The sequence below is a fragment of the Pacificibacter marinus genome (genome assembly GCF_018860665.1).
Lineage (GTDB): Bacteria > Pseudomonadota > Alphaproteobacteria > Rhodobacterales > Rhodobacteraceae > Celeribacter > Celeribacter marinus_A.
Map to the genome: position 1 here is coordinate 1 of NZ_JAHKPK010000056.1, position 13,763 is coordinate 13,763.

Genomic DNA, 13,763 nt, shown 5'->3' on the forward strand with positions numbered 1-13,763 from the left:
AGGCATAGCACCGAGATGCTTTCCTCGCCACGCAGGCCCGCCAAGACGATGCGGATTTTCTCTTCAGCTGAATAGGTTTGCCGCGTCTTGCGGCGGATGTTCTTAACCACCTTGTCGGCGGCGTCTTTTGATGTCTGGGGCTTCTTCGTCATCTCGATCTCCTAATCGATAAGATGAACCAGAAATCCTCCGTTATTCAAATCCTCAAATCTGTCCCACGGGTGCTGACGTCAGACACTCAATGTTAAACTCTATAGCAATCCACTTGCCCCTCCCCGCGCTTCGGTCTTAAACGGAAGGTGCATCGACAGCCGTACTCTGTCTGCGCAGGCCAAAGCCAAAGAGGTATCACATTGCTTTTCTTCACCATCTGGCCGATTTTCGCGCTTATCTGCCTTGGATATGTTCTTGTCCGGAGTGGTTTTCCCAATCCAGGCTTCTGGCCTGCTGCCGAGCGGATCAACTATTTCATTTTTTTCCCAGCCCTTCTTGTTAGCAGTCTCGCTGATGCCCCCATCCGCGATCCACAGGTACTGCGGCTTGGCTGTGCGACCGTTGCCACCATTCTGATAGCGGCACTCGCTCTGACCTTGATCCGGCGCGCATACCCTATGCCTGCCGCGCGCTTTGGCCCTGTGCTGCAAGGCTCGGTACGCTTCAACACCTATTTGGGGCTGGCTATTCTTGCCACTCTGGCAGGACCCGTAGGAATCGAGCGCGCGGCAATTTATCTTGCTATCGCCGTGCCCTTGGTCAACGTCTTGTCCGTCATGGCCCTGACCGAGGCCGGTCACGGCCGTACGCCGCTTGCCATGCTCCGTACAATGGCACGCAACCCGCTGATCCTTGCATGCCTAGGGGGCATCGCACTGGCGCTAACCGGATGGGGTCTGCCCTTTGGCACAGGGCGCTTCCTTGAGCTGATTGCACAAGCCAGCTTGCCGCTTGGCCTGCTCTGCGTGGGGGCAGCACTGCAGCCCACCACCCTGCATCGTGACGGGTTAACCTTGGCTGCAACCGGCGCTTTGCGCCTCTTATTGATGCCTTTTCTCGCAGCACTCATCGCGCGCGCCGTCGGCCTCAGCGGGGCCGAAGCCCTGGTGCTAGTCGTTTTCTCTGCTATCCCCACAGCCCCCACTTCCTATGTGTTGACCCAGCAAATGAACGGCGATGGCACGCTGATGGCAGGTATCGTCACCTCTCAAACCATCGCCGGCATTGCCACAATTCCATTGGTCCTGTGGGTCCTCACTATTTGACGCAGCGCAGCGGAATGCAGCGGTTGATGAATGACCTGTGTGGGGTGTTCGCGTCGATCGACACAACCGGCGGTGAGTTGTCAAAGCAGACATCATTATATGGGGGGATGACTTCGGGTTCTTTCAGCGCGCTATTTTGACTTCCGTGCTGCCAATGCTTGCGAAAATGCATCGGCCAAGGCGCGCACGCGTCGTGGCTGTGCTCTTCCTGGGGGAAACATCATTTGAAGCGGATTGGGAGGTGGTGCAAAATCTTCAAGGAGAGCGTGTAACCTAGACGGACCCGCGGGACACTTGTGGGGTTACTGTAGCTTGTCTCTGAGCGCCTCGTAAGGGGTTTGTCCGTTGTGGGCACCGTGCGGCCTGGCGAAGTTGTAGAACCGTTCCCATTCGTCGAGTTTAGCCTCCAGATCGACATCACCTTTGTAGCTGAGAAGTTGATAGAACTCCTGTTGATCGGAACGGTGGGATCGCTCGACTTTGCCGTTCAATTGCGGTGTGCCGCGTTTGATGTAGGCGTGCCTGATCCCGAGATCTTCGACATGCCAATGGAACTTGGCCTGAAACTCGTGGCCATTATCCGTGCGCACTTCGCGAATGCGAAACGGGACCTTTTCGATGATGTGGTCAATGAAGTCGATGGCGTTTGCCTGCGTATGTTTCTCGTAGACCTTGAGGGCGCGAACTCTGGTTGCATCGTCGATCGCGGTGTATTGGAACCGGCGGATCTTTTCGCCGCATTTTCCTTTGAAGGTCAAGAGCTTGACGTCTACTTGGATGTGGTGACCTGGAACCTGCTTCTGATATCGCTTGGTATGCAGCTTGCGCATTCGTGTGCCTCTGAGGATACGGTAGACCCTGGCATCTGAGATTTTGATGCCGTGGTAACGTGCCAAATACCAGACGATCCTTATGGGCCCCAGGTGATACTTGCGGCGCAGATACAGAACCTTCTCGACGATTTCAGCAGGTGTTTGATTGGCCGGGTTCTTCGGAATTGATTTGGCATTCTTCAAGCCAGCCTCCCCATGCTTTTGATAGGCATCCCGCCATCTATAAAAGCTGGATCTCCCAATCCCAAAAATACCGGCATGCTTTGCGTACATTGCCGATCTTCTCAGCATGCTGGAGCACTCTCAGCTTGCGTTGAATGTCACGTTCTTCGTTCGTCATAAAAACTTCCCCCACCCAAAATTGGGTAATTTACAGGAAGTGTCCCGAGAGTCCGTACATATTTACATATTCTAAATCTCTTTCTTATGCTCCGGGGGCATACGCCCCAATCAACTGTTCGAGTTTGAAGAAAGAGAAGGGTCGCCAGTCTAGATTACGTGGTCGCACCACAAGGGGCTAACGGCGTACACCTTCCCGATCCGGTATCTTGCAAAACGCCGGATCGGGATAACGATAGCAAACTTCCGATACATAAGGGGCTAGTCAAACTTATGATAATTGCCTTGCGAGGTTTGTACTCATATTCCAATGTAGATTGATGAACACAACGCTTACCTTTTCCTGCAACCGTTTTGAAGATGCACAGGCGCACCTTTCAGAATCGTATTGCCGCCATCGGCTGGTGCCTTTGGGCGGGCGGCCTATCGAGTTATCACATGTTTCAGCGTCATTTGGGACAGAAGCCTTCAATACCTTGAGTTATGGCGCAGAAATTGAAGTGAAGGCGAATGGTTTCGAGGGGTTCTATATGTTCGAGATGCCGCTGCATGGTGGTGTCGATATTTCAATTGGTCAACAGCAGGCGCAATCGCAGCCTGGGCGCGCACTCCTGCTTTCCCCGGGGCAGAGATTTCATTCGCGTTGGAAGCCAGACACTTACCAGTGGATGTTGCAAATCAGTCAAAAGTCCATTCAAACTGCATTTGAAAAACGCGCGCATCGTCGGCTGGATGCGGAAATCGTGTTTGATCCAGTGATTGAACTCGGGACGCCTCATGGACAATTCTTGCAAACGGCTATGAGTGATTTGGCACATTATATGGGTAATTACGATTCCGCACAGGGAGACATGTTTCAGCAACGGTTTGATACTGTTGTTGAGTTGTTAATTTCAAATTTGCCATATTTTCGCAATGGCTCGCCAGTTCCAGAGCGGCTGTATGCCACGCCGCGACATGTTCATCGCGTGGTTGAAATCATGCAAACCCGCTTTCATGAGGCGCTCTCAGTCGCTGACTTGGCGGTGGAGGTGGGCGTCTCTGAACGCGCACTTTATGATGGGTTTCAGCGGTATTATCAAAAACCGCCCTATGAGGTGCTAATGCGAATTCGCATGGATGTTGCGCGCAGCCTCATACGAAAAGATGATTTACCTTTGTCGGCAGTGGCTAGGCGCGTAGGTATGCCGCATCAAGGACGGTTCTCAGGGTTGTACCGAAAAACCTTTGGAGTGCGGCCATTGGCCGACCGGAGAACGCGGCACAAGCTAAAAGAGTAGCTTCCGTTTTATGTTTTATCCACATCCTGCATAATGTTAAGTTTAGGCGTGCGTCGGAGCTTGACTATGCCATTTCCCGTGTCTCTATTTATTTTAAATCTAAAGCGCCTGCTGCGCTATTTGACGGTTTAAGAATTGGGAGAGAGATACTGAAATGGCACGCCCGAACTTAAAAAACAATGGCCTGCTTTCTCAACGAGAAGCGCCAGTTTTAAGTTGTTATTTTCCGCTAGGAGATCCTAAGGTCCCTGTGGATTTGGTCGATATTTATGCCGATCATGGGGTCGATGTCCTGGAAATAGGACTTGCGTCTGATCACCCTTTTTTAGACGGGCCCGATGTCAGTGCCTCAATGAAACGCGCGGATGTAGACCGAGCGCGAAAAGATTTGGATCGCGTGATGAATCACCTATCCAAACGTAGGGTTGCTCCGAAAATTTTGTTGATGGGCTATGTTGAGCAGGCGCATAAAGGTCGAGAGGATACTCACTTTTGGTCGGGGATCGATAGTTTCCTAAGTGTTGGGTGTAGCAATGAACATATCGCACAGCAAATCGAAAAAACCGCCATCGGGGCAGGGGTCGCACCTTCTGTCTTCGTGGGATGGCCTATCGTGGACCATGACATTGATGCGGTTAGAAAGGCGACGTTTTACGTGATGCTTCAAGCTGGCGCTGGGCAAACAGGACCGCGCAAAGAGTTGGATCCGGAAAACCGCCAACGTATCCTGCAGTTGCGTGATGCCGGTGTCGATGTTCCGATTTTGTTGGGGTTTGGCATTTCCAACGGGGCCCAAGCACGTGAAGCAATTTCACTAGGGGCGGATGGCGTCGTTGTGGGATCTCAAGTCTTAAGGGCTGCGCTTGAGGGAGATAAGGTATTGAAATCTTTATTTACAGATTTGCGGAGTGGGCTTGATGCGTGATGGAACACTGATCATTGGATTTGATATCGGCTCAACGGCTGTCAAAGCGGGTCTGTTCAACATTGATGGTACAGTCGTCGATCAGTGGAGTCGTTCTTATCCGACGTCTCGACCAGGGCCGGGTTTGGTTGAACAAGATCCACAAGACTGGTTGGATGGTATCCAAAATGCGATCGATGCCTTGCTTGAAGGGCGTGATGCCAATTGCGTAGGGGCAATTGGCATATGTAGCCAAGTCAATACAGAGGTGTTTGTTGATGCGTCAGGCGTACCATTATGCCCCGCGATAACGTGGCAAGACGTGCGTGCCGCAGATCAAGCCACCGCTTTGAAAGACCGTATCACGCCGGCGCTTAAGCAGGCGTGGTGGGGGACTGATATGCCGATTGGGGCAAGTCATGTGATGGCCAAAATGCAATGGATGGAACAAATGCATCCAGATATTTGGGACCGCACATGCTATGTCTTGTCGCCTAAGGACTATTGTCTTTTTAAACTTGCAGGTGTTGCCGTTTCTGATCCCATTGCATCGTTCGGTCAGGTGGGCACAGACCTTGAATATATCTCGCCACTTCTTGACTTGATGCCTGGGGCATCAAAGCGTTTGCCTCCCTTGCGCTTTTTCACCGATGTTGTTGGAGAGATGGAACTTGGAAGTCACAAACGCAAAGTGCCTGTCGTTTCTGGCACAATGGATGCATGGGGAAACCTATTTGGCTGTGGTGTATATGAACCGGGACAAGGCATGTATATCAGCGGCACAAGTGAAATCTTGTCGGTCGTTGGCAGCGAGCGGATTGGAGCTTCTGGGGTTGTAACCTTTGCCACCGTGGACAATTTGGTGGTAAATGCAGGCCCCACTCAAAGTGGCGCGGACAGTCTGCGGTGGTGGGGCAATGTCGTGGACAAGACCCCAGCAGAATTGATCGCCTTGGCTGAGCAAGTGGATCGCGCGCAAAGCAATGTGCTTTTCCTTCCGCAGCTGGAAGGTGAGCGTGCTCCAATTTGGAATTCTAATATACGAGGATCATTCATCGGGTTGGACAGTCGAACATCAGGCCCAGAGTTTGCAATGGCCGTTTTGGAGGGCGTTGCTATGTCAGCGCGCCATTTGTTTGATGCTTTGGGTCAAGCCGCAGGCGCTCAGCCAGATTATCTTCTGTATGGCGGTGGCGGTGCGCGTTCGGATTTGTGGAGCCAAATCAGAGCAGATGTTCTTGGCGTACCGCTGCACAAATTTGAGTATGGTGATGTCGGATGCCTTGGCGCCGCCATTCTGGCCGCCGTTGGCATTGGTGCATTCCCCGATATTAAAAGCGCTGTACCAAACATGACGCGGGTCGAGAAAATCTTTGAACCAGACCCGCGCCAAAAGGCGCGATATGACACAATGTTTGAGACCTATCTGCGCGCCATTGATGCGCTGGAACCATTGACTGTTTTGAACAACAAAGAGCATCACCACAAGATGCCAGCTTAACCCCAACACATGAGGAGATATATGATGACCACCTTGAAAACTTCTATAACGGCACTGACGTTGGCAACGTTTGGCTGCCTTCCTGCCTTTGCGACAGACGTTAATGTTTTGACGCCTTACATGAGCTCCATTCCCACAAACGATATGGTCCAAGCATTCATAGCCGAAGGTGAAGCGCGTGGCTGGAACGTGACTGTCATCGATACACGCAACGACTTTGCCCAATTGGCATCACGTATTGAAGATACCGTAAACGCAAAAGCTGATGCGATTGTATTGGTTTCAACCACGGCTGAGTTGATTGCCGATCAGGTGGCTCTGGCTGCCGAATCAGGCATACCGGTGATCTCGCTTGACGGTGCCAAGGCTGAAAACGTTGCTGTAAATGTGACCTCCAACAACTTTGATCTTGGTGTGCAATTGTCCGAAGCCCTGTTCACGTCGCTGGATGGCAAAGGCAATATCGTGAAATTCTTCCATTCAGCGCATCCGGGCGTGTACCAACGCGAACTGGGTTTGGACAAAACACTGGCTAAGTACCCAGATATCAATGTGATTGCAGAACATTTTGTTCAGGTTCCGGGCCCTGTGGACAATGGACGTATCGCGATGGAAAATATCCTGCGCCAACATGGTGATGAAATTGACGGTGTCTGGGCCGCATTCGATGACCCTGGTATCGGCGCAGAGCTGGCTTTTGAAGCCGAAGCGCCAGACTCTTCAGCCATTATCATGGGGATCGATGGCAATGAACAAGCCGTCGATATGATCTCCTCTTGCACCCATTTCAAAATGACTTTGCGTCAAGATTTCGCGGGTATGGCCAAAATCGGCGCGCAACAGCTCGAGGCAATCCTTGCTGGGGGCACTGCTGAAAGCGACGAAATTTATGTGACTGCGATTCCGATTACAGCGCAAAGCCTTGGAGCTGACTGCGAATGATAAAGTCGGAGCCAGATAATACCACAGGGGCAGGGCAGCCATTTTTGACGCTGCGTGGTGTGAAAAAGCACTATGGTGGTGCTAAGGCGCTTGATGGTGCTGACCTCGTGGTCGAGGCTGGCTCCGTTCACAGCTTGGTTGGCGAGAACGGTGCAGGAAAGTCGACCTTAATCAAATCCTTGTCGGGTTTGATTGCACCTGATGCAGGCGATATTTTGGTTGATGGCAAACCTGTCACTATTTCTGGCGTGAAACAGGCCGAAGCACTTGGCTTTCGGTTTATCCACCAGGAACTCAGTCTCGTGCCGCATTTTACAGCTGTAGAAAACGCATTTGTTGGACGGACCTATCCCCGCAAGGGCCCCTTCATTGATAGAGCGCAAATGCGGCAAACCATTGCAGAGACAGCGCGCAATATTGCCCCCGATCTACCATTGGATATTCCTGTTGCAAAGATGACGACGGGGCAAAAACAGCTTGTGGAAATCATTCGCGCGTTGGTGGGCGCCCCTGCACGTTTGGTGGTGATGGATGAACCAACCGCCTCTTTGTCAGATGGCGAAGCGGCGCGTTTGCACCAAGCTGTCAACCGTATGTCCGAACAGGGTGTCGCGGTGATTTTCATTTCGCATCGCCTTGATGAGGTCATGCAAATTTGCGACAGCTACACGGTTTTGCGCAATGGCTGCACTGTTGGGGCAGGGCGCATTGCACAGACAGATCGTGCCGGTCTGGTTCATTTGATGTCTGGGCGTGAAGAATTGCGTGGGGCCGCACATATTCCCCCTGTCGGCAATCCTGTGGTTCTGCGTTTGCGTGATGTGCCATATGGCACGCGCGATAGTCGGGTTTCTTTTGATGTCCGCGCAGGCGAAATCGTGGGCCTATATGGTCTTGTCGGGGCGGGGCGCTCGTCATTGATGAAACTGATTTGGGGGGCGTCAAAACATTCTGGCGGACAGATCGAACTTGACGGCACAGAGTTAAGGGCGGGACGTATCGGCGACAGGATCGCCAAAGGGGCGGCCTATGTCCCTGAAGACAGGCGTCACGAAGGCCTGATCACCAGCCGTTCGATCGCGGATAATATCTCGATTGCGCAATTGCCTTCCATGCGCACTTGGAATGGATTGCCTTGGACAAGCCGACGCAAATTGGTGTCACGCAGCAAGACGGTTCAAACAACATTATCTGTTAAAATGGGGTCGCCATGGGATGGTCCATTGACGCTGTCTGGTGGCAACCAACAAAAGCTTTTGTTCGGGCGATGGTACGGTCGTGACACGCGATTGCTGATCCTCGATGAACCAAGTCGCGGTGTCGATGTCGGCGCTAAGGCCGAAATTCACGACCTTGCACGCCGCTTTGCCGCAGATGGCGCCGCCGTTTTAATGACGACCAGTGACATGGATGAACTGATGGCCCTAAGCGCACGTGTTCTTGTGCTTGCCAGCGGTGAAATCACCGCTGAGTTTTCGGGCGAAACCCTAACCCCAAGACGCGTCATCGACGCAGCTTTTCAACACCAAACAGAAAAAGAGACCCACGCATGACATCCTTTGTCCGTCGTTACGGGACCTTGATGGCGCTTGTGGCAATCATCGCTGCATTTTCCATCGCGTCTCCGCAGGCTTTCGGGACTGCTTCCAACTTGATCAACATAACGCAACAAATGACGCTTCTGGCGATTGTTGCCATCGGCGCCACGATTGTGATGGCGGTTGGAGAGTTTGATCTCTCGACGGCTTCGGTCGTGTCTTTTGGAGGTATTTTCTCTGTCTTTTTGTTCAAGCTTGGCATCCCTGCGCCCCTTGTGTGCCTTGCTGTTCTCGTCGCCGCAGGTGCTTTCGGTGCCGTGTCCGGCTTTATCGTTGCCCGCTTCGAGGTTTTGTCTTTCATCACCACTTTGGCCATCGGTACGATTGTCGGAGGCGTTACGTTTTGGCTTTCCAACGGGGCAACGCTGTTTGGCGATATACCAACCGGATTTAGAGATTTGGCGCGGGGCAAAAGCTTTGGCATTCCGATTTTGACGTTTTGGTTGCTTGGCGTTTCCATATTGGCGTGGATTTTACTCGATAAAATCGAAATCGGTCGCCGTCTCTATGCCATTGGCGGCAATCGCGAAGCGGCGCGCTTGGCTGGTGTGCGGATTGTGTCCAACACCACGTTTGCCTTTGTGTGCTCCGCAATTTTAGCCGCCTTGGTTGGGATGTTGCTGACAGGCCGAATTGGCAGCGCCAGTCCTACAGGTGGCGGTGGCTTTCTACTTTCGGCCTATGCGGCTGTCTTTCTTGGCATGACGGCTTTCCGTGAAGGAGAGGCAAACGTGCCAGGCACGCTTGTGGGGGCTGCGATCATTGCGGTGGTCGGGAACGGCTTGACCATTCTTGGCGTGTCGACGTTCATGCAAGATATCATTACAGGTTTGATCATCCTTGCAGCTGTCTTGGTGCGGCGCACCGGCGCACAGGGAAGATAATCATGGGGATTGAGACAAAAAATTCTACAAAAAACGGGCGTTTTGGTCATTTTGGTGGGCAATTCGTAGCTCCGATTTTGCTGCCTGTTCTTGATCGACTGGAAGCTGCGTTTGACGACGCGCGGAAAGACGCAGAATTTCGCGATACCTTGAATCAACTGCTGCACCGCTATGTGGGCAGGCCGACACCTTTGTTCGACATCCCGCGATTTGCCGCCCGTAAAGGTGGTGCGCAAATTGTATTGAAACGCGATGATTTGACCTTCAACGGTGGGAATTACGCCAATTCCGCCGTCGGGCAATGCCTTTTGGCAAAACGCATGGGTCTAAATGCCGTTGTGGCAGATACAGGTTCAGGACAGAACGGGATTGCCACGGCGGCGGTGGCCGCGCGGTTCGGGATGAAATGCACAATTTACATCGGTGCAAGTGATGCGGCACGCCAACAGAGCACGGTCAAAAAGATGACTCTCTTTGGGGCCAAAGTGCAAATCGTCGAAGACGCGGATCGCGCTTTGAGCGCGGCAACCAGTGCCGCAACACGCCATTGGATGGGCCGTAGCGACACAACAACCTATGTTGCCGGTGCCCCCATCGGGCCGCATCCTTACCCTGAAATGGTCGCGGCATTCCAAGCCGTGATTGGCAGAGAGACCCGTTTGCAGTTGATAGATCAAGGTCTTGCGCCTTCGATTTTCGTCTCTGCAGTGGGGGGCGGCGCGTCGACCATCGGGTTGTTTTCTGCGTTTCTAGACGATCCGCAAGTGCGTTTGATGGCGGTAGAAGGTGCGGGCGAGGGAGGCGAGAAATCTGCGCATTCAGCGCGTTTGGGACGCGGGCGTCGGGGTATTTTTCACGGCGCAGAAACAATGGTTTTGGCTGATGCGCATGGTCAAATTATCTCTACTTCTTCGATTGCTCCGGGGCTTTCCTATCCGGGGTCATCGCCGCAGTTGGCTCATTTGGTCGAAACGGGACGGATTGAAACGATGGAGGTATCGAATGCTGCCGCCAAGGCTGCCGTTTTACGCCTTGCGAAACGTGAAGGTATTTTACTGTGTCTTGAGGCAGGTCATGCCTTGGCTGCCGCCGAAGGTCTTGCCGCGCAACTGTCACCTGATCAAACCATTGTCGTGATGGCGCAGTCATCCGGAGACAAGGATATTGAAACTCTAGTGGAAGAGATCCCACAATGACCCAAAGTGCCACGACACCGAAAACGCGCCGGATTGACTCGATGTTTAAACGGCTTAAAGCAGAAGATAAATCAGCGTTTGTGACGTATACAGTTGCGAATGATCCTACCTTTGAGGCGTCTCTGGCCTTGATGCATAAATTTGTTGCTTCGGGCATTGACCTTATTGAGATTGGTCATCCGTTTTCAGATCCAATTCTCGATGGTGCGACAATACAAAAAGCGAACATTCGCGGACTTGCATCTGGCGGAAACTTGGATCGTACATTGGATCTGTGCGCAGCTTTTCGGCAAACGGATCCTGTGACGCCATTAGTGTTGATGGGATACGCCAATCCGCTTGCGGTGATGGGATATGAACACTTTGCACAACGTGCGGCTGCTGCGGGTGTGGATGGGTTGATCGCAGGCGATTTCCCCTTACGCGAAGCCGGTGATCTGCTTGATGCTTTGGCACGCTCTGGAATATTCATGATCCCGATGGCTGCCCCCACGCTTGAAGCAAAAGATTTCACATCTGAGCATCCAGCTGTCGGTGGCTTTCTATATTGTATCCCTGTTGTTGGCCCGACGGGTGGCCCTTCGGCCTCAATCGAAGCCATCGCAGCAGGCGTTGCTGAATGCCGCAAAGTCAGCACGTTACCTGTAATGGTCGGCTTTGGTGTGAAAACGCCCCAGATGGCGGCGGACGTCGGACAGGTGGCTGATGGCGTGATCGTTGCGACGGCGCTTATCGATATGTTTCAGGGAAAACTGAATGGTGATGATCCTCAAGGCTCTGATTATTTGGACTATGTTGCAGCCCAGATAAATCAATTTCGAATGGCCATCGACAAATGAGGTTGATCAGGCTGCACGTGTGGAAATTGCCCAAATATCAGTAACAATTGCCGATATCCCCAATCATTCTTATTATTTCAGAGCGCTATGTATTATGCGCCTAAGCGAAGTTTGGTGTCGTAGCTAGTGCTCTGAGGAATTGTTGCTCCGTCTTCGCGGCAAGGGTATCTTTACTGCGACAAAATTGCATTGAGAGGGGCACTCATACATGGATCGGATGATATCCGTCGCGTAAAAGCCGAAGATTAAACGCAGGTCACAAACGCCTCGCCTTGCGCAGGATTTCGCTTGGTGTGCAGCCGAATTTACGACGGAAATGTTCGGAAAATCGCCCGAGATGATAAAAACCTAGCTGCATTGCAACATCGGTGACATTGGTGCCAGGCTCGGCGTGGCTGAGTTCCTGCCAAGAGCGTTCCAATCGCAGATCGCGGAGCACTGCCATCGGTGATCGACCCCGCCCAGCCCGAAATGCCATCTGAAGCGCGCGTTCACTGACGCCTGTTTCACGTGCCAAAGTGCCGAGCGTGAGCGGCTCTGCAATATGCGCGCTCATATACTCTTCTGCCAGCCGCACAGCGCGCGGCAAAGCGCCAGATTTTTCAAGGCTTTGTTCAGAAAGGTTGTGCCGCTGGGTCTGCAAAAGCCCGACCATGAGGGTTGTTTCCAATTGCTGCCCCATAAGGCCGCCAGTGCCCAGCACGCCATCGCCGCTCATCGCGTAGTTCAGAAGGCCGAGAAAGGCTTTGCCTTCTTGCGCACGCATATCATTTGCGCCGCAGAACCTTAGGCTTTGCCCGTCAGGCAAGCCGAAATGACTGCGTGCTGTGCGCTGCAACGCATCTCGGCGGACTTGAATCATCAGTTGTGTACAGCCTTCACCCCAAATCATGCAGGTGCTTTCGCTTGGATTCACAACGCCACTGCGACCCCCGCCGATCTCGTGGCAGTTTGTGCCGTTCGAGATCGAGGCATGGCCGCTCAAAGGGTATTGAAATAGATAGAATTCTTTCAGGGCCCCTGGAATGATCATGGTTTTTGCCGAATAAGTCATCACATTGATTGACAGGTCGCTTCCCGCCAATCGATTGTGCCGAGCGTCGAAACCTCTTTTGCCCATGGGTTCCAGTCGGTGGTCGCAATAGACCTGTGCAACGCGCGCGCGGGCTTCATCCACATCCTGAGAGGTGAAAAATGGTGAGCAGGACAGCGGTAAATGCCGCGGCCGTCCCGTGTCTGCCATATTCTGTATTGCCCCAGTATTGTCCATCGTCACGCATCTTATTTTAGAGCTAAAGATAATTTTTTCGTATTCTGGATAGTGTTGACGCAAACAGGATAGCGCGAGGCGCCCCCCTTTAGGCAAGGTTTTTTTACAAAACCATAACAATAAGGGAGACACCGATGCGAGGGCTGAAGGATAAAGTTGCGATTGTACCCGGTGGTGCCACAAAAATTGGCGCGGCTGTGGTTCAGGCCTTTCGCGCCCATGGCGTGAAAGTTGTAATCGCGGATATCGACGCAAAAAGCGGTAAGGCACTTGAGGCGGACGGGGTGACGTTCGTCGAAGCAAATATCTGTTCGGATGAAGATATTGCCAAGGTCGTCACCACAGCAACCCAGACATATGGCCGAATTGATTTTCTTGTAAATGTCGCCGCGACCTATCTCGACAATGGGGTGGAAAGCACGCGGGCAGAATGGCTGGAAGCTTTGGATGTAAACATTGTTGGCTCGGTCATGTTAATGCAGGCGGCACGTGCGCAGCTTGCGAAAAACAAAGGCGCCATTGTGAATTTCGGCTCGATCTCTGCACGTGTGGCGCAGACCGGCCGCTGGCTTTATCCAGTGTCAAAGGCCGCGATTTTGCAGTTGACGAAAAATCAGGCGATGGATTTGGCCCCCGAGGGCATCCGCGTGAATGCCGTTTCACCGGGGTGGACGTGGTCGAACATCATGGACGGTCTTACAAATGGCGATCGCGAAAAGACCGACAGGGTCGGCGCGGATTATCACCTGTTTCCACGGGTCGGGGACCCTGAAGAGGTGGCCCAAGCGGTGATATTCTTGTGTTCGGACGAGTCTTCGTTCGTGACCGGGACCGATATTCGCGTGGATGGTGGTTATTCGGCGATGGGACCTGAGGGCAAAAGTCCGGCTATCCCGCGCCTGATGGATTGATCCGCGA

At 52.7% G+C, this 13,763-nt stretch carries 11 protein-coding genes and 2 pseudogenes; 10 read left to right on the top strand and 3 right to left on the bottom strand.

All coding sequences use genetic code 11. From position 1 onward, the window contains the following. Positions 1-152, bottom strand: a pseudogene (locus tag KO497_RS15430) (IS3 family transposase); the annotation flags it as partial. Positions 153-353: 201 nt separating this feature from the next. Here KO497_RS15430 and KO497_RS15435 point away from each other — a divergent pair. Continuing rightward, on the top strand, positions 354-1,259 hold the full coding sequence (locus KO497_RS15435; RefSeq protein WP_215944859.1) for an AEC family transporter: 906 nt from the start codon (positions 354-356) through the stop codon (positions 1,257-1,259). Positions 1,260-1,561: 302 nt separating this feature from the next. Here KO497_RS15435 and KO497_RS15440 read toward each other — a convergent pair. Beyond that, a pseudogene (locus KO497_RS15440) lies at positions 1,562-2,432 on the bottom strand (IS481 family transposase). A 319-nt stretch (positions 2,433-2,751) separates the two neighbouring features. Here KO497_RS15440 and KO497_RS15445 point away from each other — a divergent pair. The 8 genes from KO497_RS15445 to trpA all read left to right on the top strand — a co-directional run bounded on the left by KO497_RS15445 (position 2,752) and on the right by trpA (position 11,575). Next, on the top strand, positions 2,752-3,711 hold the full coding sequence (locus KO497_RS15445; protein WP_215944860.1) for an AraC family transcriptional regulator: 960 nt from the start codon (positions 2,752-2,754) through the stop codon (positions 3,709-3,711). 154 nt (positions 3,712-3,865) lie between these two features. Then, positions 3,866-4,636: a tryptophan synthase subunit alpha gene (locus KO497_RS15450; RefSeq protein ID WP_215944861.1), complete on the top strand. Its 771-nt coding sequence runs from the start codon at positions 3,866-3,868 to the stop codon at positions 4,634-4,636. After that, positions 4,629-6,116, top strand: a complete 1,488-nt coding sequence (locus KO497_RS15455; RefSeq protein ID WP_215944862.1) for a xylulokinase — start codon at positions 4,629-4,631, stop codon at positions 6,114-6,116. The genes KO497_RS15450 and KO497_RS15455 overlap by 8 nt, the downstream gene beginning before the upstream one ends. A gap of 24 nt (positions 6,117-6,140) precedes the next feature. Next, a complete protein-coding gene (locus tag KO497_RS15460; protein ID WP_215944863.1) occupies positions 6,141-7,058 on the top strand; it encodes a sugar ABC transporter substrate-binding protein in 918 nt (305 codons plus the stop codon). After that, entirely contained in the window at positions 7,055-8,611 is a 1,557-nt protein-coding gene (locus tag KO497_RS15465; RefSeq protein ID WP_215944864.1) for a sugar ABC transporter ATP-binding protein, read from the top strand. Before KO497_RS15460 ends, KO497_RS15465 begins: the two co-directional genes overlap by 4 nt. Beyond that, on the top strand, positions 8,608-9,540 hold the full coding sequence (locus KO497_RS15470; protein WP_215944865.1) for an ABC transporter permease: 933 nt from the start codon (positions 8,608-8,610) through the stop codon (positions 9,538-9,540). The genes KO497_RS15465 and KO497_RS15470 overlap by 4 nt, the downstream gene beginning before the upstream one ends. A 2-nt stretch (positions 9,541-9,542) precedes the next feature. Continuing rightward, positions 9,543-10,736, top strand: a complete 1,194-nt coding sequence (trpB, locus tag KO497_RS15475) for a tryptophan synthase subunit beta (RefSeq protein WP_215944866.1) — start codon at positions 9,543-9,545, stop codon at positions 10,734-10,736. Continuing rightward, a complete protein-coding gene (gene trpA, locus KO497_RS15480; RefSeq protein WP_215944867.1) occupies positions 10,733-11,575 on the top strand; it encodes a tryptophan synthase subunit alpha in 843 nt (280 codons plus the stop codon). Before trpB ends, trpA begins: the two co-directional genes overlap by 4 nt. A 256-nt stretch (positions 11,576-11,831) precedes the next feature. On the opposite strand, the gene KO497_RS15485 is transcribed toward trpA, so the two are convergent. Continuing rightward, a complete protein-coding gene (locus KO497_RS15485; protein WP_215944868.1) occupies positions 11,832-12,845 on the bottom strand; it encodes an AraC family transcriptional regulator in 1,014 nt (337 codons plus the stop codon). Between the two features lie 134 nt (positions 12,846-12,979). Here KO497_RS15485 and KO497_RS15490 point away from each other — a divergent pair, with 134 nt between their 5' ends. Next, positions 12,980-13,756: an SDR family oxidoreductase gene (locus KO497_RS15490; RefSeq protein WP_215944869.1), complete on the top strand. Its 777-nt coding sequence runs from the start codon at positions 12,980-12,982 to the stop codon at positions 13,754-13,756. Positions 13,757-13,763: the final 7 nt, after the last annotated feature.

Bases quoted from the DNA above. Each gene is read 5' to 3' on its own strand.
- KO497_RS15485 (WP_215944868.1), bottom strand. From the start codon at position 12,845: ATGGACAATACTGGGGCAATACAGAATATGGCAGACACGGGACGGCCG.
- KO497_RS15450 (WP_215944861.1), top strand. From the start codon at position 3,866: ATGGCACGCCCGAACTTAAAAAACAATGGCCTGCTTTCTCAACGAGAA.
- trpB (WP_215944866.1), top strand. From the start codon at position 9,543: ATGGGGATTGAGACAAAAAATTCTACAAAAAACGGGCGTTTTGGTCAT.
- KO497_RS15455 (WP_215944862.1), top strand. From the start codon at position 4,629: ATGCGTGATGGAACACTGATCATTGGATTTGATATCGGCTCAACGGCT.
- KO497_RS15465 (WP_215944864.1), top strand. From the start codon at position 7,055: ATGATAAAGTCGGAGCCAGATAATACCACAGGGGCAGGGCAGCCATTT.
- KO497_RS15490 (WP_215944869.1), top strand. From the start codon at position 12,980: ATGCGAGGGCTGAAGGATAAAGTTGCGATTGTACCCGGTGGTGCCACA.
- trpA (WP_215944867.1), top strand. From the start codon at position 10,733: ATGACCCAAAGTGCCACGACACCGAAAACGCGCCGGATTGACTCGATG.
- KO497_RS15470 (WP_215944865.1), top strand. From the start codon at position 8,608: ATGACATCCTTTGTCCGTCGTTACGGGACCTTGATGGCGCTTGTGGCA.
- KO497_RS15445 (WP_215944860.1), top strand. From the start codon at position 2,752: ATGAACACAACGCTTACCTTTTCCTGCAACCGTTTTGAAGATGCACAG.
- KO497_RS15460 (WP_215944863.1), top strand. From the start codon at position 6,141: ATGACCACCTTGAAAACTTCTATAACGGCACTGACGTTGGCAACGTTT.